General features: G+C 59.8%; 13 protein-coding genes and 3 tRNA genes. 3 read left to right on the top strand and 13 right to left on the bottom strand.

What is annotated here, in order from left to right:
• Positions 1-71: 71 nt before the first annotated feature.
• From GH657_RS05930 to uvrC, 12 genes are all read right to left on the bottom strand, one after another.
• The gene (locus tag GH657_RS05930; protein ID WP_153099849.1) at positions 72-1,364 is read right to left on the bottom strand and encodes an SH3 domain-containing protein; all 1,293 of its coding nucleotides are present in this window, start codon (positions 1,362-1,364) and stop codon (positions 72-74) included.
• Positions 1,365-1,731: 367 nt separating this feature from the next.
• The gene (locus tag GH657_RS18510; RefSeq protein WP_153099848.1) at positions 1,732-2,355 is read right to left on the bottom strand and encodes an RHS repeat domain-containing protein; all 624 of its coding nucleotides are present in this window, start codon (positions 2,353-2,355) and stop codon (positions 1,732-1,734) included.
• A 100-nt stretch (positions 2,356-2,455) separates the two neighbouring features.
• Positions 2,456-2,734, bottom strand: a complete 279-nt coding sequence (locus GH657_RS05920) for a hypothetical protein (RefSeq protein ID WP_153099847.1) — start codon at positions 2,732-2,734, stop codon at positions 2,456-2,458.
• Positions 2,735-2,740: 6 nt separating this feature from the next.
• The gene (locus GH657_RS05915; RefSeq protein WP_153099846.1) at positions 2,741-4,189 is read right to left on the bottom strand and encodes an RHS repeat-associated core domain-containing protein; all 1,449 of its coding nucleotides are present in this window, start codon (positions 4,187-4,189) and stop codon (positions 2,741-2,743) included.
• A gap of 209 nt (positions 4,190-4,398) precedes the next feature.
• Complete coding sequence (locus GH657_RS05910) at positions 4,399-4,791, bottom strand: hypothetical protein (RefSeq protein ID WP_153099845.1); 393 nt, start codon at positions 4,789-4,791, stop codon at positions 4,399-4,401.
• Complete coding sequence (locus tag GH657_RS05905; protein WP_153099844.1) at positions 4,788-9,458, bottom strand: RHS repeat-associated core domain-containing protein; 4,671 nt, start codon at positions 9,456-9,458, stop codon at positions 4,788-4,790. The genes GH657_RS05910 and GH657_RS05905 overlap by 4 nt, the downstream gene beginning before the upstream one ends.
• A 9-nt stretch (positions 9,459-9,467) precedes the next feature.
• Positions 9,468-12,248 carry a type VI secretion system Vgr family protein gene (locus tag GH657_RS05900; RefSeq protein WP_153099843.1) on the bottom strand — a complete coding sequence of 927 codons (2,781 nt, stop codon included), beginning with the start codon at positions 12,246-12,248 and terminating at the stop codon, positions 9,468-9,470.
• Positions 12,249-12,773: 525 nt separating this feature from the next.
• Positions 12,774-12,847: transfer RNA gene (locus GH657_RS05895), tRNA-Cys, on the bottom strand.
• A 79-nt stretch (positions 12,848-12,926) separates the two neighbouring features.
• Positions 12,927-13,002, bottom strand: a tRNA-Gly gene (locus tag GH657_RS05890).
• A 109-nt stretch (positions 13,003-13,111) separates the two neighbouring features.
• Positions 13,112-13,187 (bottom strand) — tRNA-Gly (locus GH657_RS05885).
• Between the two features lie 116 nt (positions 13,188-13,303).
• The gene (gene pgsA / locus GH657_RS05880; protein ID WP_153099842.1) at positions 13,304-13,897 is read right to left on the bottom strand and encodes a CDP-diacylglycerol--glycerol-3-phosphate 3-phosphatidyltransferase; all 594 of its coding nucleotides are present in this window, start codon (positions 13,895-13,897) and stop codon (positions 13,304-13,306) included.
• Between the two features lie 182 nt (positions 13,898-14,079).
• Complete coding sequence (uvrC, locus tag GH657_RS05875; protein WP_153099841.1) at positions 14,080-16,242, bottom strand: excinuclease ABC subunit UvrC; 2,163 nt, start codon at positions 16,240-16,242, stop codon at positions 14,080-14,082.
• A 304-nt stretch (positions 16,243-16,546) separates the two neighbouring features.
• On the opposite strand from uvrC, the gene earP reads away from it, so the two are divergent.
• The 3 genes from earP (at position 16,547) to GH657_RS05860 (ending at position 20,109) form a co-directional block, all read left to right on the top strand.
• The gene (gene earP / locus GH657_RS05870; RefSeq protein WP_246174008.1) at positions 16,547-17,698 is read left to right on the top strand and encodes an elongation factor P maturation arginine rhamnosyltransferase EarP; all 1,152 of its coding nucleotides are present in this window, start codon (positions 16,547-16,549) and stop codon (positions 17,696-17,698) included.
• Between the two features lie 119 nt (positions 17,699-17,817).
• Positions 17,818-18,375 carry an elongation factor P gene (gene efp / locus GH657_RS05865; protein WP_153099839.1) on the top strand — a complete coding sequence of 186 codons (558 nt, stop codon included), beginning with the start codon at positions 17,818-17,820 and terminating at the stop codon, positions 18,373-18,375.
• Positions 18,376-18,723: 348 nt separating this feature from the next.
• Complete coding sequence (locus GH657_RS05860) at positions 18,724-20,109, top strand: sigma-54-dependent transcriptional regulator (RefSeq protein ID WP_153101654.1); 1,386 nt, start codon at positions 18,724-18,726, stop codon at positions 20,107-20,109.
• Positions 20,110-20,249: 140 nt separating this feature from the next.
• Here GH657_RS05860 and nagZ read toward each other — a convergent pair whose 3' ends face one another.
• Positions 20,250-21,278 (bottom strand): beta-N-acetylhexosaminidase, encoded by a 1,029-nt coding sequence (gene nagZ / locus GH657_RS05855; RefSeq protein WP_153099838.1) that lies wholly within the window; start codon positions 21,276-21,278, stop codon positions 20,250-20,252.
• Positions 21,279-21,291 lie beyond the last annotated feature (13 nt).

Here is a 21,291-nt window from a genome sequence, read left to right as displayed (position 1 = left end):
GCGTAACCTGGCATCGATTTATTCGGTCATTCGTGTGGCCCTCAACCAGACATCCCAAGAGAGGGCAACCGTCATTGCACGAACCGTCTTGTGAATTTGCGCGATATCCATCCCTCTCGCTCGATATCGTCATAGGTTACATGCACGAACAGCCAGTCTCGATTACTAGAGTTCAATACAACAAGAACGACTCCACGAGGCAAGGTCTCAAGCATTGTCGACTGAATCGCCGGGCGTTCATAAAGACGGATGCCCTCGTCGCTGGTATAACGAAGATTTCTCAAGGTCCGGTGCGGTATCTCACATACATTCTGTTGTACCAAATGCCGAATTCCTGCAAGAGAGTTCGCGGATATCAGTCGGGTTTGTAAATCGCAGAGTCCTGTCTGAAAATCAGGCCAAGCGGCAATTGCGTTATACAACATGAGAAGAACCGTGACTATCCAGCGAAGAACGACGAAAGCATCCCTCGAAAGCGGCATTATGGGAGCATCGCCAGTTAACGCCTGCTCGATTTCTGCCTTAATTGTTGCAGGAGTCGGTTGCGCGTGAAAATCATTCTGTCTCTCGCGGAGCAGTGACTCAACGCTCATATCCGAAGAATTCTGTTGTGCGGCCAGTCGGGCAATCATTTGCATCCGGCTTGGCTCGATGCTTGCAATCGACTGAAGGAGCATCGATTTGCCTAGGGAGTGGCCGATTAACCTCTCCAAAGACCCGCTGACGAGCGAGCGCATACCGAGATGTTCATTGTCACCTGTCCTGACTACATCAGCGAATGCCGCTGTGACCTCCATCGATGGTACGTTGCGAAGTGCCCGTACTGATCGCATCGCTGGCGAATCAATAAAGCTTCGCATTGCCCGTAGTGCTGGCGAGTCGATAAGTGCTTGCATCGCGTGCATCGCCGGCGGGTCGATAAGATTCTTCATGGCACGTATCGCCGGCGGATCGATAAGATCCTTCATGGCACGTATCGTCGGCGGATCGATAAGATCCTTCATGGCACGTATCGCCGGCGGGTCGATAAGATTCTTCATGGCACGTATCGCCGGCGGATCGATAAGATCCTTCATGGCACATATCGTCGGCGGATCGATAAGATCCTTCATGGCACGTATCGCCGGCGGATCGATAAGATCCTTCATGGCACGTATCGCCGGCGGATCGATAAGATCCTTCATGGCACGTATCGTCGGCGGATCGATAAGATCCTTCATGGCACGCATTGCGGGCAAGTCGTTGAACACCGGCATTGCCGATTGAGACCGCAAACCTTTTGACCGTTTCCCAGTTTGCGGGTCCGAGAGGTCACCGGGCTCAAACTGTGTATTGTTCTCTGGTCGATCCGAAGCTTCACTCATAACGATAGATCCCTTCTACTTGGGGTGGATTCGGACACAACTATCTTGGGTAAGTCATAACCATCTTCAGCTTCAACTCATCCAGACCCGCTTCTAGAGCGTCAAGGCCATCAGGCGTTGCAAGATGGAAATACTTGGCCTTGAGGCTGCCGAAGAAGCTCCCGATCACCGCGTTGTCAAAACAGTTGCCCTTGCAACTCATGCTCTGCGTAGCTGCGCAACGCACCAGCATCGCCCGATAGGTTGCATCTTGTACTGCCAGCCAGGGGCTGAATGAAGTGTCAATTCGCTGGCGCCCTCTGAGAGGGCGCGATGCTTTCGCCGTTGTAAAAATCCATGCAGGCTGATAGATAGAGCTTCTGTCCGTTTACGTTGAACACAGTTCATCGGTCACCCATTTTGGGTTGGGGACCTTCGCGAAAAAGTTGCGCTGCAGGACATTGGGTACATACGCATCACTCATGCCTAGGACAAGCCGCGAACGCTTCTTCGCCCTAGTCAGTGCGCGCAACCCCATCTTCTTCCGGTTGAAGCTGTTCCATCCAAACACCGTTTTTTCACCATGGGCCATGCGCTCGCGCAGGTTGCCGCGTTCGTCGTATTCGTAGTGCGTGCCTGCGTAGTCCTTCAGCAGGTTGTCAAGCAGGGCGGGACGGCTCTTCGGCCTGGACAGGCTCATATCATGCTCATCGCGCGCGTCACGCTCAAGCAAATTGCTCGCCGGATCAAACGCGAACGTCTCCACCCCCAGCGACGACTGTGCCCATGTCAGCCTCCCGAGCGGGTCATACGCATAGCGGCTCGTGCCACGCCGCATGTCCCCAACCTGCTCAAGCTGGCCCGCCGCGTCATAGCGGTAACGCCGCTCCATGAGCTTGCCCGCGGGATGCTCCCTGATGCCCTGCAGCACCTGATGTGCGAGCCGTCCAGCCGAATCCCGGGTAGTAACCTGCACCAGCCCGTTACCCAGCTCCCGCCCGACGAACTGCACAAGGTATGGCTCGCTCAGGTGCAGACAACCAGGCGCGGCCGAGCATAACCTCCAGGTAGATAAACCAAGGGCCGCAATCGCGGCCCTTGTCCTTGATAAGTCACTTCAGTACGGCTTTCGCAATCCCCTGCGCGGCTGCTTCGATATTTGCTCTTGTCACTGATTCAACAATTACGACATTCTGCATATAGAAGAATCCGCTTTCTTGGACATCATTGTCCGCGTCCTGAGTCAACCTCGCTATATCGTAGAAATTTAGAACAACCTTGCGACCATCTGTGCTCATTTGCACGCCATTTAAATAACCCTTTTCCTCGTGCTCAAACTCAGCAAGCTCGTCGTACCAGCTTGGGTATGTAATCTTAATCTTATCAATCATGATCTCTTACCTTGTCTTTATCTTGCCAAGTGCATCTTTATATGCATTTTCAGTGATAGGCGCGGACGGAGTAATTTCATAGTGAGCCTGATCCTTGCCTCGTTGAATAATCTGCAACGTGTCTGGAACAGTGTCCGAATTAATTTCATGCGGCTCAAATCCTCTGCATGAACAACTTGCTGGATTATCAAAGACAGATACGCCATGCGTAGGCTGAACCATGCCATCTTTGACCTTATATTCCCCTGACCTCGGCTCAAACGAGGGCTCGTTTCCTGGCTTTGCACCACGGAAAACTTTAATCAATCCAAGCGGATCAATCCAGCCAATCGGATTAGGCGCGTACTGGTAAACATTGACCCCACCCACCAGCCCGATCGGATCCCTGCTGATAAACTGCCCCGTGTGCGGATCATAATACCGGTGCCGGTTGTAATGCAGCCCCGTCTCATGATCGAAGTACTGCCCCGCGAAGCGCAACGGATTACTGATCCCGGCCTTGCGTGCCGCATCGCCAATCACTTCCTGCGCCTCACCCCACGCACGGTAATACGCACTCCATGCGATCGTGCCGTTTGCGTCACTCAGCTCCTGCGGCGTCCCGATCTGGTCGCAGTGATAGTACGCGACTGAGTCAAACACCGGCGGCGCAGACGCCGTGGCTTCAGGCACCGCTGCTCCCGTCGCCTGCATGAGCGGCGTGAAGCTCTCCGGCTCATAGACATAATGCGTCGTCGTGCGCTTTTCCCATGACGTTTCATAGGCCAGCAGGTCACCATCCCAGCCGTACAGCGTCAGACCATAGCCAAACTCCCGGTTCAGCCGTTTGCGCTCGGCCTCCCTCCAGCCACTTCCCGCATTCAGATTCCACGGCACCTGCGCTTCCGATGACTTCGCTATCCGCCGTCCCAGCGCGTCGTAGACATAGGTCGCCTCCATCTGTCGTGTAGTCGCTGACACCATCCGGTTGAAGCTGTTCCAGCCAAACACCGTTTTCTCGCCATGGGCCACGCGCTTGCGCAGGTTGCCGCGTTCGTCGTAGTCATAGTGCGTGCCTGCGTAGTCCTTCAGCAGGTTGTCAAGCAGGGCGGGACGGCTCTTCGGCCTGGACAGGCTCATATCATGCTCATCGCGCGCGTCACGCTCAAGCAAATTGCTCGCCGGATCAAACGCGAACGTCTCCACCCCCAGCGACGACTGGGCCCATGTCAGCCTCCCGAGCGGGTCATACGCATAGCGGCTCGTGCCACGCCGCATGTCCCCAACCTGCTCAAGCTGGCCCGCCGCGTCATAGCGGTAACGCCGCTCCATGAGCTTGCCCGCGGGATGCTCCCTGATGCCCTGCAGCACCTGATGTGCGAGCCGTCCAGCCGAATCCCGGGTAGTAACCTGTCTCGGTCCGTTGTAGGAGCCTCCATCCAATCCGGGGCGGTTCACGGAACGGTTCGTGACCATTCAGCAGTCGTGGCACTATCGCCAATGGCAACCTCAAGGCTATCCCAACGATCCGCCGTTTTATCCGTGGATGGAGATCTCAGAAAGGTGAATCGAGCACGCCGAATTCGAAGCAGGGCAGTGCGTAAGGATCAACGTCGAACAGGGGCGATTGACCATTGCCGCCGAATGAACGAAGGGCCGCGCAAGCGGCCCTTCGTTCATTATGGTTAAGCCTTCAGTCTTTTCTTCGCCGCCTCAGAAACAAGCTCATCTTCGTCCGAAGCAAGCTGTACCAGAATGTCCTCTGGCACTTTTGGATTGCATGCAATCCTATGCCTAATACTTGCATCGATATCGTGCGCCAAACGCTCAAATGTAGTACGGCTTATTCTTCGCTTTGTTGCCACGTCCCAGCGGACTTCGCTGTCGCGGCTTTCCGATAAACGCTCAAGCACGTGTACCGAAATGCTGCTGTTAAACGCAACTTGTCGAGACAGTTCGGGATACTTCGACAGCACATCAAACCATACGTCATCTGAAGCGGCTTCTCGAGATTTTAGAAACTCATCTTCGTTATCGCTTTCAACATATTGCTTGAATTCTTCCGCGCTATGAATCATTCTCCGTTTCCCTTAGCATCTCGACACTTCATATTGCCCGTGGGCATTGATTTGCCGGTATCGCCCTTATGTTTACTCATATAGTCGCCGTAAATGTCAGCATCTTGTTTATGAACCAGGTTGTTGTCAACTTGGGCCATTACCTTCCAGGCAGATCCTCCATGCCCCTCGGTATCTTGAGACCACCATAGTTCTGTAGTGGGGTCACGGAAATATTTCACGCGCGTTCCGTTTAACATTGCCTCACAGACCCGATCAAAGCGGTTCACTTCCCACGCCTTTCTACAGGGGCACTTAGCGTTCTGGTTCGCCTTTGGAGACGCTTGTTTTCTTCCTGCACCGACTGGCGTTTTTGACAATCCGAACGGATCGATCCATTCGATAGGATTAGGCGCGTACTGATAAACATTGACCCCGCCCACCAGCCCGATCGGATCCCTGCTGATAAACCGCCCCGTGTGCGGATCATAATACCGGTGCCGGTTGTAATGCAGCCCCGTCTCATGATCGAAGTACTGCCCCGCGAAGCGCAGCGGATTACTGATCCCGGCCTTGCGTGCTGCATCGCCAATCACTTCCTGCGCCTCACCCCACGCACGGTAATACGCACTCCATGCGATCGCGCCGTTTGCGTCACTCAGCTCCTGCGGCGTCCCGATCTGGTCGCAGTGATAGTACGCGACTGAGTCAAACACCGGCGGCGCAGACGCCGTGGCTTCAGGCACCGCTGCCCCCGTCGCCTGCATGAGCGGCGTGAAGCTCTCCGGCTCATAGACATAATGCGTCGTCGTGCGCTTTTCCCATGACGTTTCATAGGCCAGCAGGTCACCATCCCAGCCGTACAGCGTCAGACCATAGCCAAACTCCCGGTTCAGGCGTTTGCGCTCGGCATCCCTCCAGCCACTTCCCGCATTCAGATTCCACGGCACCTGCGCTTCCGATGACTTCGCTATCCGCCGTCCCAGCGCGTCGTAGACATAGGTCGCCTCCATCTGTCGCGTAGTCGCTGACACCATCCGGTTGAAGCTGTTCCAGCCAAACACCGTTTTCTCGCCATGGGCCATGCGCTCGCGCAGGTTGCCGCGTTCATCGTATTCGTAGTGCGTGCCTGCGTAGTCCTTCAGCAGGTTGTCAAGCAGGGCGGAACGGCTCTTCGGCCTGGACAGGACCATGCCGTGTTCATCCCGTTCATCACGCTCAAGCAAATTGCTCGCCGGATCAAACGCGAACGTCTCCACCCCCAGCGACGACTGGGCCCATGTCAGCCTCCCGAGCGGGTCATATGCATAGCGGCTCGTGCCACGCCGCATGTCCCCAACCTGCTCAAGCTGGCCCGCCGCGTCATAGCGGTAACGCCGCTCCATGAGCTTGCCCGCGGGATGCTCCCTGATGCCCTGCAGCACCTGATGTGCGAGCCGTCCAGCCGAATCCCGGGTAGTAACCTGCCCCAGCCCGTTACCCAGCTCCCGCCCGGTTTCCCGGTGCGCCTCATCGCGCTCGAAATCCACCACTGCCCGACCATCAAGCATCAGGCCATGTACGTGGCCAGCCCCGTAAGTCAGCCAGTCGAGCCGGTGGCCATCAGGGCGCACGCTCGCCACCCGCACATCCAGCCCGTTATATTCGTGCCGCCAGACGAAGGTGTGTGCTTTCTGGTCGATCCATATACGCAGCGTCTCGCGCTCGAGGTTGCCCACCGCATCGTAAAACCGCTGTACCCGTGAATGCCCGTTGTTCGCATGCAGCAGGCGGCCCAGCCCGTCGTACGCAAACGACTCGCTCTCCACCTTCACCCCGTCCTGCGGTTGCAGCAACACCCGCCCCCGCTCATTGAACTGCGCCTTCCAGCCCCGGCGGCATTTGAGCCGCCCCATCGCATCGTACTCAAGGGCCTGCATCACATCGCCTTCGAGCTGGTGCGTCACCACGCCGCTGTCCGCCGCGCGGTAATACCGGGTGGTCCTGCCGTCGAAACCCTTCTCGCTGGTGAGCCGCCCGGCCGCGTCATAGCCGAACGTGTATTCGCTGCCGTTCTCGTTGCGCAGGCCCACGATCTGGCCCAGCCGATTCCAGATATAGGACAGCGCATCGCCCTGCGCATTTGTGCGCGATGAAACCAGGCCCGCTGCGTTGTACCGGTAGTGTGTCTGCCGGCTCAGGGCGTCGGTGTGCGTCAGCAGCCGTCCCTCGGCATCGCGTTCGAACACTTCACGGCTCCTGTCAGGCCGCACCAGTGTCACCCGTTGCCCCGCCCCGTATTCATAACGGGTGGTTTCACCTGCCGCGTTGCGCATCGCCGTGAGCCGGCCACGCCCGTCATATGTCCACGTCGTGCTCTTGCCCGGGCAGTCCGTGTAGCGCTCGATCTGGCCATCAGGTCGCCACGCAAGCTGCTTTTTACCCCCCTCCGGATCCGTGATCTCCACCGGCAATCCGGCATCGTTAAAGGCGTACTTCGTCACGCGCCCGGGCGGGTCCGTCGCCTCCGTCACGTTCCCCCTGCTGTCGTGATACCGCTCCCAGCGATGCCCCTCCGGGTCCTGGATACCAGTCAGGTTGTCATGCCGGTCATGCACGAAGTACGCCGTGCGGCCATCGCGTGCCGTGTGCGCAGCCAGGTTGCCGCGCGCGTCCCACGTGAACTGTTCTTCAGCGCCATCAGGATAGACATGGCGGGTGATGTTTTTGGCAGCGTCACGGAAGAACCATTCTTCAGTGTGGTCCGGATACACGACCCGGTACGGGTAGCCATCGATGTCGTAGTACTGCTGCGTGGTGTGGCCCAGCGCATCAGTCACAAGCGTCAGGCGTAGCCGCTCGTGCCATTCGAGCCGCGTGTCGAACGTGCCGTCATCGGCCCATTCGCGGACTGCCTTCGCCTCACGGTGGGTGCCATTCCACTGCAGGTTCATGCCGCGTCCGGTGCGGTCCGTGTAGCGCGTGACGAGATGGTGCGAGTACGTATAGCTCCATGACGCGCCATCTTCGTCGCTCGCCCCGCTCAGGTCACCCGCTTCATCGTAGGTATAACGGGCCAGGGTGCGTCCTTCCTGGCCTGCTTCATCGAGCAGCGCGATGCGCGTGATGCGCCCGTGTTCATCGTGCGTGAGGCCCGCGATCTCGCCTGAACTGCCCGTGACCGTGGCCAGCCGCCCGTCAGCATGGGTGAGCACCAGCGCATTGCCCGAACGGTCCGTGATGCTCCTGAGTACAAAGCGCGTGCCCTCGCGCCCGTAGGTCTCGTTCAGTTGCCCGCCGCGTGTAACCGTGATCTGCGTCTCCGAAACGCGCGTGAGCGTGCTCTGCCCGATGGCGTCGTAATGCGCCTGGCCAGTGGCCAGCAGCGGGTAATCGACACTGCGCCCCGAGGCATCGTGACAGACGAGCGTGTCGCCCCGGATCTCGAAGCCGGTATGAAACGGTGTCGTCCAGCGCGGCCCCAGCGGCCCGCCCGAATCATGTGCGCCAAAGTTCGAGCGGTATGTCCGGGTCCATTCAACAGCCAGTGTGCCGGGCAGGACGAAATCAGTATGGCTGAAGGATTCCTCGCCCAGCCCAAAGCCGATGGCGCCCCCCGTCGCGGCCCTGGGCTGTCCGGCACGGCAGGTTACGCACACCGACGGGCCAGGCATCCGCACCTTCGCCTCGGCAGAGCGTGTTTCAACCTGGTCACCTGCGTGCTGCTTCTTCACCTGGTTGGCCGCGTCGCTCCTGACGCTCGCCTCAAGCCGATGCTTTCTGCTTTCGTAGACCTGTAGCGCACGGAGCAGGAGGTTGAGCATGTACATGATCGTGCCTTCCTTCCCGCTGGCCATGCCGGCGAGCTGCTGCCTGACGACAGGGATGGCCTCGCGCAGCCCCGTGGCCATCTGCCGGATCATGCCCTTTGCCTCTTCCGGCATGAGGGTGGCGGCGAACCCTGTCACCCGGTTGAGCTCATCCTTCGTGGCCGCCTTGCCAACCTCCCAGAGCGCGTCGAACAGGTTGTCAACCGTCTCCAGCGGGCTATGCACGAGCGCGCTGGCCGATACCTGCGAGAACTTGTGGTCCGCCGCTTTCCGGTTCTCCGAGGGGTCGGCCAGCTGTCCGGCGGCGAGATCATCGAGCGCGCGGGCGAGGGTGGCCAGGAGTTTTTCTGCCTCGTCGCCGCAGTCCTTCAGCAGCGCCGTGAGCCGCGCCTTCGCCTCCAGGACAAAGGGTTCCAGCTCGCCCATCAGCGTGGCCGTGACGTGTGCCGCGAGTACCGCCACGATGGCGCTGCCCAGGTCTTTCGCACCCTCCCTGACGGCGTTGCGCACGATGCCCAGGGCCGGGCGCAGCGACATGCGTGCGGCGGCCGTCCCAACCGGGATCGGCAGCACGCCGATCAGGTTGATGCCCAGGCTCGCCCAGTCCAGCGTCTGGTCGATCGCCGGGCGGGGGGTGTTGCGGTTCTGGACGAGCGTCACGATGTCGCCGCAGACGTCGATCGCCGCCATGATGTTGCCGAGTACCGGCAGGGAGGCGGAGACGTCCCGGACTCGCTCCAGTGTTACGTAGCCTCCACTTGACTCGCGCAGCCAGGCATCGAAGCGGGCGGAGCCGGCCGACAGGTCGGCGAGTGTTATCTGGTCAAGTGGGACAACGGCTGCATCGATGCTGGGCAGAAGCGGGGGAGGCTGGGGCATGAGGAACGCTCAGGTAACGCCCGGGGCCCCGATATCCGCAGGCTTCCATCTGGGCGGCTTCTGGTAGCTGCCAGGTGCCCATGGGTCATGGGGATCCTTGCCCAGCTTCACACTGACCGCGCCTGCGACAAGCCCACTTACAAGGGCACGGCCCGCCGCGTCGAGCGTGCCAGCGTGCACTGCGCCCAGACTGTCCGTGACCGTGAACGCGCTGCCACTCACCGGCAAACCGCCCGCGTACTGCCGCAGTACCTCAAGCTGGCCTGGTCCGGATTGGGGCAACGGCGGAAAGCCGCTACCGCTGCCTTGCGGCCCCTCGCTCACGTGACTGGCCGCGTGAACCAGGAACTGCCCCTGCGTGCGGCCGGTGATCCCCTCCGCATTGATGACGAGCTCCGAGTCGCCTGCCCTGAGCCGGATTTCCCTGGCCGCGCCCAGGATGATGCTGTCTGTCGTGCTGGACAGCTCAATGCCCTTCTTCGCGGTGATCCCGATCTGGCCGCTTTGCGCCTCGAGCTGTATCTTTCCCGAGGCCGCTACCAGCCTGATGCCGAGCTGGTGGACAAACAGCGAAAACGCATTGGCCACGCTTACGAAGAACGAGTGGCCAACCGCGATGCCCGCATGCCGGCCCGCTGTCACGGCGAAATCTTCGTTGCTGGCGATGTGCGTGCCTTTCTCCGCTGTCAGGCCGATCCCCGCGCCACTGGCCATGGCGATATGCCGCTCCTTCAACTGCGGAAAATCGTTCCCGCCAGCGCTGGCGCCGGCATGACCCGCCGCGCCCGCCACATCGCCCCGGATCGCATCGTTCTGCGCCCCAATCGCCTTTGCAACTTCACTCTGGTCCGCGTTTTTCTGCTGCGCCTCGTGCTGCTGCGCCAGCTCCGTCAGGCTTTCGTGGAGCTCGCGCGCCCGTGTGAGCCGGGCGAGCGCCTCATCGGCGTTCTTCGCATGCCCCGGCGCTCCCGGCTGGCCATCGGTCGAGATTAGCAGCCCCATCAGCGCGCGCAGCACGCCCCACATATCGGTGCGCAAATCGAAACCCTGGCCCCGTGCGTCCTGTCGTCCCTTCCTGCCCGCGATGCGCCGCAAATTGCCCAGGCTGAGCTGCGACGTACCATGGTCGCTGGCCACCTGCGTCTGGATCTGGCCCCGGGTGTCGTCGATGAGAACCTGCCCGGACTGCGAACCATGATGTTCCTGGCCGCGAAAGCCGGAAACCGGGTTGTTAGCCGCCAGCTCATACGCCGGGCCATTGAACGGGTTGGGCACGCTGGCCGTCACGATGGGCAGGTCAGGGTCGCCGTGATAATGGTCCACGGTGACTTCGTGACCGATGCGCGGGATAAAGGCCGTCCCCATGTTCGCGCCCTGCCACGGCTGCACCACCCTGAGCCAGATACCCGAATGCTCGTCGTTCTGGCCTTCACGGTCCCACGCGAACTGCACCTTCACGCGCCCCAGTGCATCCGTCCATGTGACCTGCCCGGCGGGGCCCACCACCAGCGCTTTTTCCAGCCCGCGGATAAACGGCTTCCCGACGCTGCGCTCAAGCCGGAACGGCTCCCCGAGCGGATGGAGCTCGAACGCCGTCTCGCAGCGGTACGATTGGCCCGCGCCGGACTGCACCCCGATATCCTCGATATCGAGCGTACAGGACACCACCAGGTATTCGCGATTCGCGTCCTGCTGCGGATAGCCTGCCAGCGTGAAGGTGTACCCGGTACTCAGGCCGCGCAGGCTGCCCCTGCCGTGTGCCCGCAATCCGGCACTGCGTCGGGCTTCCATGCGCACGCGCGCCAGATACTGCGCCTCGGCCTGCGGATTGTTGCGCTCGCCAGACATCCCCATCGGCCCTGCCTGCGGCTGGCTATAGTCGGCCCATTCGTAGCTTTCCTGATCCGCCTGGGCCGTCTTGCGCGGGTCCGGGTGTTCCACTCGGAGGTTTGCGCGGGGCTGCGTGTAGTCGTAGTCAACCAGCGTGACGCGGCCGCCCGTCAGCCGGCTTGTCACCGACAGTTCGTGAATGTGTTCTTCGTCAATGCGCTTGCCGGTTGGCGAGACATAGCGAATGGTTTCATATGCCGGGCCGTGGGGCGTGTGCCCGGCAAGCGCATCGCCCAGCACGAGCCGCGCCCGGCCGTCGCTGTATTCCATCCACCACCAGATACCCCATTCTTCCCATAGCCGCTGGAGAAAGGCCCAGTCCGTTTCCCAGGCCTGGCGCTGGATATCGCGCACCGGATAGCCGTTCGCGCTTACGCGGGCATACAGGCGCTTTTCGAGCGGGAAGAGGTATTTGCCGAGCACCGCATCGGTGATCTGCATGACATCCATGTTCTGGAAAATCCGGCAGTCCTGGCTGAGCGTGGCCAGATACAGCCAGGGGCGCAGTTCCAGTTCGTAGACCATTGAGCGGCCATCCTCACCAGCCATGCGCGCGCGGGTTACGATGCCCGTGATTTCCCGTACCCCCGCGCCGATATTGCCTGCGCCCGCGCTTCCCAACTGGCCCGGGACAAAGTGCCCCTTGCCCTCGATCTCGATTCGCACGGTCACTTCGGTGCCGATCACGCTGTCCAGATCCAGGCTAGCCGTCAGGCTCGGCGAAAACGCCAGCGCGTCATCGCTTTTAAGAGTGAGCCGGTAACAGCAGTCATGCAGTCGGCCGAGCGTTTCGGTGCCTTGCAGGCGGACCGGGATGAGGATCGGCTGGCCATCCATGCCGTACGTGGGCAGGGCTGCGCCGGAGACGGCTAGCGTGCGGGGCTGGAGAGGATTGAACATGGGCAGGCGAGTGGGTTCCGGAAAAGGAGCTAGATGCTGGCCAGTATTGAGCCGCACGCGTTCCGCTTGCCGGTGTGCACGGCACGGGGCATCTGTATGGGAGACAGGGTGCGGCCTGGATGAGCTTGCCGCCACCTGTCAGGCAGGCTAGAAAATCATCAGATAAAACACGATCGGATAAATCTGAAAATGGGGTGCGGTCGATGTACCAAGGGGGTGTTCAAATGAATCCAGGCGCCGAACGTATGTATCGCTCTCGACCTCCGTATCGAAGGCCAAGGAAAGTGGCTCGAATGATGTATTCCCACATCCCGTGGCAAACGCATTCTTTTTGTGGACATAGCCCCGCAACAAACCCACGCAAACGACCAATTAGTCAATCAGTCGATATGCGAGTGGTTTGGCGCTTTATTTGAGTGCTAGAGAGGGCTTTGTACTACTTTAGACGGCGCAGTCCCATATATGACAATGGACAATGCGCACAAAAAAGAAAAGCCCTGACGAATCAGGGCTTTATCTTGAGACTGGAGGCGCGAGCCGGAGTCGAACCGGCCTAAACGGCTTTGCAGGCCGCTGCATAACCGCTTTGCTATCGCGCCAAAAACAGAAACGGAAACAATACAACGTGTTGCTCACTAGCTTTTCAAGCAAAAAGGGAAGCGTGGCTTCCCTTTTTAATGGAGCGGGAGACGAGGCTCGAACTCGCGACCTCAACCTTGGCAAGGTTGCGCTCTACCAACTGAGCTACTCCCGCTTAGGGCCTGACTAAACCATGACTGAACGACGATTTAACTATGCTTAACCAACTCAACAACTCAACAACCAAACCCAGCCCAAACTTGAATGACTGGCTTTAAAAAACCTGGAGCGGGAGACGAGGCTCGAACTCGCGACCTCAACCTTGGCAAGGTTGCGCTCTACCAACTGAGCTACTCCCGCATTCCTGCATTCCTGCATTTTCGCCAGCACTTAAAACCTTCAAATGCCGGAGAAAGGAGATTATGTAGAAGCCGCCGAAACGTGTCAACCCCTGCGAGTAGACGAATCATATCTCGTTATGACATGCCGCCCCGCTCACGGATTTGCGGCCACGCCAGCTTCATGTAGTAGAACATCGACCAGATGGTCAGGAACGCCGCCAGATAAATCAGCCACAGGCCATAAATGCGGGTGTCGATCACATACCCGCCTCCCAGCGAGAGTGGCCCATATAGCAGCAGCATCGGAATCGCAATCATCTGGCAGGCGGTCTTGAATTTACCCAGTGAGTTCACCGCCACGCTCTTCGATGCACCGATCTGCGCCATCCATTCACGCAGCGCCGAGATGGTGATTTCACGGCCGACAATCACCAGCGCGATCGCCGCATCCAGCCTTGCCAGTTGCACGAGCACCAGCAGCGCGGCGGTCACCATCAGCTTGTCCGCCACGGGATCGAGAAAAGCACCGAAAGCCGAGGTCTGGTTCCATTTGCGCGCTAAAAAACCGTCGAACCAGTCTGTCAGCGCGGCAAGAATGAAGATGATTGCGGCGGCCCAATTGCGGTTTGTCGCACTCAGCATCGCATCGGGCAGATAAAACACGCCAACGACCAGCGGAATCAAAACGATCCGCAGCCACGTCAGAAATATCGGGAAATTAAACGGCATGAGTTAAGCGTCGCTTCGGACAAGAGAGGGTGCATTGTGCCGTGTCACCGAAGCCGCTACAAGCCAGCACCGGACAAACCCTTTCGGAGGGCCGCCATACGCCTTCGATATCAGCTAGCGCGCCTGAATCCAGACAGCCTTTTGCCTCAGAGGGCCCCTGTGCGCGAGCGCTCAGGGGATTCTTAATGCAGTTGCCGGTAAATCTGCTCGGCCAGCCCGAGCGAAATGCCTTCGACGCTAGCCAGATCTTCGATACTCGCCGCCAGCACGCCGCGCAGGCCGCCAAAACGCGCCAGCAAACGCTGGCGGCGTTTGGCGCCAACGCCCTCCAGTTCTTCAAGCCGTGAGGTTTGCCGTGTCTTGCCGCGCTTCGCCCGCATGCCCGTGATGGCAAAACGATGCGCCTCATCACGAATTTGCGCGACCAGCATGAGCGCCGCGCTTTCTTTCCCAAGCTCCAGGGGTGAGCGGCCATCGGCGAAAATCAGCGTTTCGAGCCCCACCTTGCGCCCTTCGCCTTTGGCTACGCCCACTAGCAAACTGCTGTCGAGGCCCAGCTCCACAAAAACCTGACGCGCAATTTCAACCTGGCCCTTGCCGCCATCAATCAGCACGATCTGGGGTAGCACACTGCTGGCCGCAGCAGTGTCTGCGGCCGGACTGTCCTGCGTTTTATCGGACGTTTTATCGGACGTTTTATCGGGTATTTCATTGAGCCGTTGCGCCGCGGCTTCGGCGATGCGTTTTTCGTAACGACGGGTCAGCACCTGGCGCATGGCCGCGTAATCGTCGCCCGGCGTGATGTCCGTAATGTTGTAGCGCCGGTATTCCCCGGATTGCATCTTGTGATGGTGATACACCACGCATGACGCCTGGGTCGCCTCGCCCATCGTGTGGCTGATATCGAAGCACTCAATGCGCAAACCCGCCAGATCATCGGATTCAAGGCTCAAGATATCGGCCAGCGCACGCGTGCGGGCCTGTTGCGAGCCTTGTTCGGAAAGCAAGCGAGCCAGTGCAAGACTCGCGTTGTGTTCCGCCATTCCAAGCCACGCCCGCTTTTGGCCTTGCGGCTGGCGCAGTAGCGTCACTTTGTGCCCCGCCTGCTGGCTCAACAGTTCAACCAGTTGCCGGTTCGCCGGTGCATGGCTCACCACCAGCACCGGCGGCACGCGATGCCCAAGATAGTGCTGCGCGATAAAGGCTTCGAGCACTTCGGTTTCGATGCTGTCCGGCGCAAAGGAACCCGCGTCGGAACCCGCGTCTTCGCTGCCACTGACATCCGTTCCGGCTTCGGCTTCGGCTGACAGCCGTGGCTCAAGCGCTGACGCTTCAGCCACGGCGGATAAACCCGGCAAATCAGCCGCGGCCGCCTCCGTGGCACCCGTACCGGAAGGCATGGCAAGCGCCAGCCCCCCTTCTGCAACCGTCAGCGCCCGTTCGACATGCAGCGGGAAATGCGCCTTGTCGCCCAGATGGCGCCCACCGCGCACCATCGCCAGGTTCACGCACACGCGCCCGCCCAGCGCGACCACCGCGAGGATATCGACATCGCTCTCGCCGCCCACGTCAATGGCCTGCTGATGCAGCACCGTCGAGAGCGAACTCATCTGGTTGCGCACCGCTGCGGCTTCCTCGAACCTGAGATCGGCGGCCAGCGCCTGCATCTTCTGCTCGAGCTCGTGCATGATTTCGCTTTGCTGCCCAAGCAAAAAACGCGAGGCATTGTTCACATCGCGCGCGTAATCTTCCGCGCCAATCGCACCGACACAAGGTGCCGAACAGCGTCCGATCTGATGCAGCAGGCAAGGCCGGGTGCGGTTATTGAAAACCGAATCCTCGCAGGTGCGCAGTTGAAACACGCGTTGCAGGATCTGAATGCTCTCGCGTACCGCCCATCCGCCAGGGAAGGGGCCGAAGTACTGGTTTTTGCGGTCAACCGCGCCGCGGTAATACGCCATGCGCGGAAAAGGATGGTCGCTCAGCTTCAGATAGGGGTAGGACTTGTCATCCCGGAACAGGATGTTAAAGCGCGGCGCCAATGCCTTGATCAGGTTGTTTTCGAGAAGCAGCGCCTCTGCTTCGGAGCGCGTTACGGTGGTTTCGATGCGCGCGATACGCGCCACCATCATGGCGGTGCGCGGCGAAGCCAGGGTTTTGGTGAAATAGCTCGAAACGCGCTTTTTCAGATCGCGTGCCTTGCCTACATACAGGACGGTATCGCGCGCATCGTAATAACGATAAACGCCTGGCAAATGCGGCAATTGCGCCAGCAGTTTTTTCGGCTCGAACGGGACAGGCGGTTCGGGGCTAGCGGAAGCAGGAGGAGCGGCGGAATCGGTCATTCAGGATCGGGCTGTGCGAGTGCCGCAGCGCAATGAAAGAAGTGGGGCGTGCTTTAGAATCTGGCAGTTTAGAGCATTCTCCGTGCGCCTACGCCATGTTGCGGTAATGAGTAGCAAGGCTTGGCCGCAGGGGTTTCCTTGCAGGCGGCGATGTTCGCCTCTACCGAAGTCAGTGCCCGCCTCATGGTCCCTGGCGCTTCAGCTTTGCTTCAGCTTTGCTTCAGTTTTTTCTCTCCGGCTCATGTCCCCTGCTCTTCCCTCCGACCCACCCGCTTTGCCCTCCGGAAGCCCTGCGTCTCGCACCATGGCCGCTATCACGTGCGATATTTTTTGTGTCGTGATCGACAATTTTGGCGATATCGGAGTCTGCTGGCGGCTCGCGCGTCAGCTCAGCGCGGAGTACGGCTGGCAGATCCGCCTTCTGGTCGATGACCTGCACACGTTCCGCCAGCTTTGTCCCGCGCTCACGCTCGGGCAGACGCGCCAAACGGTCGAGGGCATCATCATCGAACACTGGCATGAGCCCATGCAGGCCAATGCGGCATTGAACGTGGCGGATGTGGTCATCGAAGCATTCGGTTGCGAGCTGCCACCGGCTTATCTCGCGGCCATGGCGCAACGCGCGCGCGCGCCGGTGTGGCTCAACCTCGAATACCTGAGCGCGGAGGACTGGGTCGCCGATTTTCATCTGCGGCCCTCACCGCATCCACGCTATGCGCTGCGCAAAACGTTTTTCTTTCCCGGGCTCGGTGCAGGAACCGGCGGCGTGCTGAAAGAGCGCACGCTGGACGCGCAGCGCAACGCCTTCAGGGCCTCGAACACCGCCCGTGCAATCTGGTGGCAACGCGCCACGGGCACATCACCGCCCGCCTCCAGCGCGACCGTGGTGTCGCTGTTCGCCTACGAAAACCCCGCGCTGCCTTCACTGCTCGAACAATGGCGCGACAGCGCCAAGCCCATCGTTTTACTGGTCCCCGAAGGCCGGATCTCGGGTGCGGTCGCCCATTTTTTGGGGCGGACATCGTTCGCTGCCGGTGCGCAGGCACAGCAAGGCAATCTGAGCGCGCATGCGCTGGCGTTTTCCAGTCAGTCCGATTACGACAGGCTGCTTTGGGCAAGCGATGTCAATTTCGTCCGGGGGGAGGATTCGTTCGTGCGTGCGCAATGGGCGCAAAAACCCTTCATCTGGCACATTTACCCCCAGGCCGACGGGGCGCACCTGCCCAAACTCAACGCAGCCCTCACGCATTACACCCAAGGTCTGCCGCCTGCGGCCGCCACCGCGCTACGCCATCTCTGGCTGGCCTGGAATGGCGTTGGCACGCCTGACTGGGATGAATTCAGCCGTTATCGTCCGCTGTTTGACGCACGCGCCACAAACTGGGCGGAGGAACTCGCCCGAATCGGCGACCTAGCCGGAAATTTGGCCGATTTTGCAAAAAGTCAGTTAAAATAAGCGGTTACCCAACGGCACAAAAGAACGGTCGGCATAAAAACGACACAATCACATAAACCTGCCTCGCACCGCGAGCCGTTGCGCACATTAAAGCTAATTATTTCGTACAGGACAGTTTTATGAAGATCGCTCAGGAACTCCGCACTGGCAACGTCGTGATGATCGGCGGCGACGCAATGGTCGTGCAAAAGGCCGAATACAACAAATCGGGCCGTAATTCCGCCGTCGTCAAGATGAAGTTCAAAAACCTGCTGACTGGCGCAGGCATGGAATCGGTCTACAAGGCCGACGACAAATTCGACGTGGTCATGCTGGAGCGCAAGGAAGTCACCTATTCGTACTTTGCCGACCCCATGTATGTGTTCATGGACACCGACTACAACCAGTTTGAAGTCGAAGCCGAAATGATGGGCGATGCGCTGCATTACCTCGAAGACGGCATGGCTTGCGAAGTCGTTTTCTACAATGAAAAAGCGATTTCAGTTGAACTGCCTACCACGCTGGTCCGGGAAATCATCTACACCGAACCAGCGGTCAAAGGCGATACGTCATCAGGCAAGGTTCTGAAAACGGCCAAGCTCAACACGGGTTTTGAGTTGCAAGTGCCGCTCTTTTGCAATATTGGCGACAAAATCGAAATCGACACCCGCACACACGAATACCGTAGCCGCGCGTAAGCGCCAAGCCTGGCCTGCCTGATCGTGGCGGCCACAGCCTTAAAAAAGCGCCTTCGGGCGCTTTTTTCGTTTCTCCTTATCTCTTTATCTCTTTACACCCATTCCATTGATTTGCGCATGGATGGGAGCAACGCTGCGTTCAATCCTGGCGAAGCGCGTGCACCCGGAAAATTTTTCCGGGTGCACCACCAAATTTGCAACCACGGGCCACCGCATGCCGCCCCAACAGGCCTATTCCGTCGCGTACCTAGCCCTTAACGGGGCTGGCACGTTTTCTGCTGGGAAAGAAACTTCGATCAATCACCCGCCCCCTTAGCAAGGGCGTCACCTGAAATGATTCGATCCGCCATGCCTCATGCCCTGATCGTCGAAGACGACCCCAACAGCCTCTCCGGACTCGCCGCCCTGCTCACCGCTGACGATTTCTCCGTCGCTGTCGCCGCCACGCTCACCGAAGCCCGCGTGGCTATTGCGCGTTTCGTTCCGGACGTTGTGCTAGTCGATCTGAACCTGCCCGACGGCAGTGGGCTCGACCTGTTGCACAGCCTGCCTGCATCGCAGCCAGACCAAGCCGTACCGGTCATCGTGATGACGGGTCACGCAACGGTTGAAAGCGCGATCGAAGGGCTGCGTCACGGCATTTGGGATTACCTGCTGAAACCCGTGAATATTCCGCGTCTGCGCAGTCTGCTGGCACGCATTCCACGCCCCCATGAACTGGGCGAAGAGGTTCACGCCTTGCGTCTGGCCTTGCGGCGACTCGGGCACTTTGGGCCATTGCTAGGAAAAAGCAGCGCCATGCAGCAAGTCTATGACGCGCTAGAACACATCGCATCCACCGAAGCCGCTGTCATGCTTTGCGGTGAGGCCGGCAGCGGCAAGAAACTCACGGCCCGCACACTGCACCAGATGAGCCGCCGCCGCACCGGACCTTTCGTCGTGGCGGACTGCCGCCACATCGCGGCCACCCTGCACGCCACAGGTCAAACGGACATCATGACCTGGTTCGGCGAGACGCCCAACGACGCCAGCCCGCAAGAACCACGCGAACCTGGATTCTTCGAACAGGCCCGCGGCGGCACGCTTTTGCTGGACGGCATGACCGCGCTACCGCTCGCGCAACAAACAGCGTTAATAGAAGCGCTCAAGCTGCAAGAGCGCCTTCGGAGCCGCGGCGCACACGACGCAGGCACGGATTTCCGTCTGGTGCTAGCGCTCAGCCAGACGCCCGCCAACGCTGTTGCACAAGGCACGCTGCATCCAGAACTCGTCTCGCATCTGGACACCACCACCATCACGCTTGCACCGTTACGCGAACGTGGGCACGACCCGGCGTTGCTGGCCTACGCGCTGCTCGACGAGCTGAATCACACCGCGCGCGCCCATGGCACGGCGCACACCACCAAACTGGCCAGCGCAAATTTCATTCAGGAATGTCTCGCTCACGAATGGCCCGGCAACGTCAGCGAATTGCAGGAACGGATTCGCACCGCGTTTTTTGCTTCGGGTGAAGTGCTGGAGTCGCTCTCTACCAGTGCAACCAGCCAGAGTGATGCCTACGCCTTGCAAAGCAGCAGTGTCCGGGTGAACGTTGGAACGGCGCTGTCCGAGGTCGAAGACATGCTGATCCGGGCCACGCTCGAAGCCGTCGGCGGCACCCGGCATCGTGCCGCCTCACTGCTCGGCATTAGCCCGAAAACGCTCTATAACAAGCTGCAACGCATGCAGGCCTAACCGGGGGGCTACACCTGAAGCGTGAACTCTGGCGTGAGACGCACGGGCCGTTGCCGTCGAATGCCAGGCAAACGTCTGGCAAACACCAGGCAAACACCAAGCAAACACCAGGCAAACACCAGGCAAACTTCAGACGGGTTTCAGGCAAAAGCGTGGCGCAACAGCGTTTGGGCTGACTGATATTCCGCCTCGGCGACCAGCTTGCTCCATTTGAGCGCACGGCCGCGCGGCCGCATGCGCCGCAGCCTGCGCTGCGAGGCCTTCGACGGAATAAAACGCAGCCCATCGAGAACCTTGCCCGCTTCATCAGGCTGATTGCACACCAGCACCATGTCACAGCCCGCATTGAGTGCGGCGCTCGCGGCTTCGGTCAGCGTGCCGCCTTGACGGGCGGCTTCCATCGAAAGATCGTCACTGAATACCGCGCCCGGAAAACGCAGCTTGCGCCGCAAGATATCCTGGAGCCAGACCCGCGAGAAACCAGCGGGCATCGAATCGACCTGCGGGTAAATCACGTGCGCCGGAATCACCGCCGCCAGCGATAGCCCCAGCCATTCATAAGGTGCCACGTCATCGCGCAAGATCGTATCGAGCGGGCGCTCATCAACCGGCAGCGCCACGTGTGAATCCGCATGCGCAAAACCATGCCCAGGAAAATGCTTGCCGCAGTTCGCCATCCCCGCCAGGGCCATACCATGATTCAGACTCTTCGCCAGCATCGCCACCACCCGTGGATCACGGTGAAAAGCACGGTCGCCGATCACTTGCGAGTGCCCGTAATCCAGATCGAGCACGGGCGTAAAGCTCATGTCAATGCCACAGGCGCGCAACTCAGCGGCCAGAATGTATCCCACCGCCGTGGCCACTTTGGTCGCTTGCAGCACGTCCTTGTCCCATAGCGCGCCCAATTGGGCCATCGCGGGCAGCACGGTAAAACCATCGGTGCGAAAGCGCTGCACCCTGCCACCTTCGTGATCGACCGCGATCAGCAGATCAGGGCGCACCGCGTGAATCGCGTCCGTCAGCGCCACAAGCTGCTTGCGGCTGCTGTAATGCCGTTTGAACAGAATCACGCCACCAGTCATCGGATGCGACAGACGACGCACATCATCCGCATTGAGTGTCTGGCCCGAGACATCGAGCATTACCGGTCCTGGAGCATTTTTCATCGTTTCCGTTTTC

It is taken from the genome of Paraburkholderia hayleyella (assembly GCF_009455685.1).
Taxonomy (GTDB): Bacteria; Pseudomonadota; Gammaproteobacteria; order Burkholderiales; family Burkholderiaceae; genus Paraburkholderia; species Paraburkholderia hayleyella.
The sequence above is the reverse complement of the archived record's forward strand: the minus strand, read 5'-3'. Positions and strand labels throughout refer to the sequence as shown.

Bases quoted from the DNA above. Each gene is read 5' to 3' on its own strand.
- GH657_RS05930 (WP_153099849.1), bottom strand. From the start codon at position 1,364: ATGAGTGAAGCTTCGGATCGACCAGAGAACAATACACAGTTTGAGCCC.
- GH657_RS05920 (WP_153099847.1), bottom strand. From the start codon at position 2,734: ATGATTGATAAGATTAAGATTACATACCCAAGCTGGTACGACGAGCTT.
- GH657_RS05915 (WP_153099846.1), bottom strand. From the start codon at position 4,189: ATGGTCACGAACCGTTCCGTGAACCGCCCCGGATTGGATGGAGGCTCC.
- GH657_RS05910 (WP_153099845.1), bottom strand. From the start codon at position 4,791: ATGATTCATAGCGCGGAAGAATTCAAGCAATATGTTGAAAGCGATAAC.
- GH657_RS05905 (WP_153099844.1), bottom strand. From the start codon at position 9,458: ATGCCCCAGCCTCCCCCGCTTCTGCCCAGCATCGATGCAGCCGTTGTC.
- GH657_RS05900 (WP_153099843.1), bottom strand. From the start codon at position 12,248: ATGTTCAATCCTCTCCAGCCCCGCACGCTAGCCGTCTCCGGCGCAGCC.
- pgsA (WP_153099842.1), bottom strand. From the start codon at position 13,897: ATGCCGTTTAATTTCCCGATATTTCTGACGTGGCTGCGGATCGTTTTG.
- uvrC (WP_153099841.1), bottom strand. From the start codon at position 16,242: ATGACCGATTCCGCCGCTCCTCCTGCTTCCGCTAGCCCCGAACCGCCT.
- earP (WP_246174008.1), top strand. From the start codon at position 16,547: ATGGCCGCTATCACGTGCGATATTTTTTGTGTCGTGATCGACAATTTT.
- efp (WP_153099839.1), top strand. From the start codon at position 17,818: ATGAAGATCGCTCAGGAACTCCGCACTGGCAACGTCGTGATGATCGGC.
- GH657_RS05860 (WP_153101654.1), top strand. From the start codon at position 18,724: ATGCCTCATGCCCTGATCGTCGAAGACGACCCCAACAGCCTCTCCGGA.
- nagZ (WP_153099838.1), bottom strand. From the start codon at position 21,278: ATGAAAAATGCTCCAGGACCGGTAATGCTCGATGTCTCGGGCCAGACA.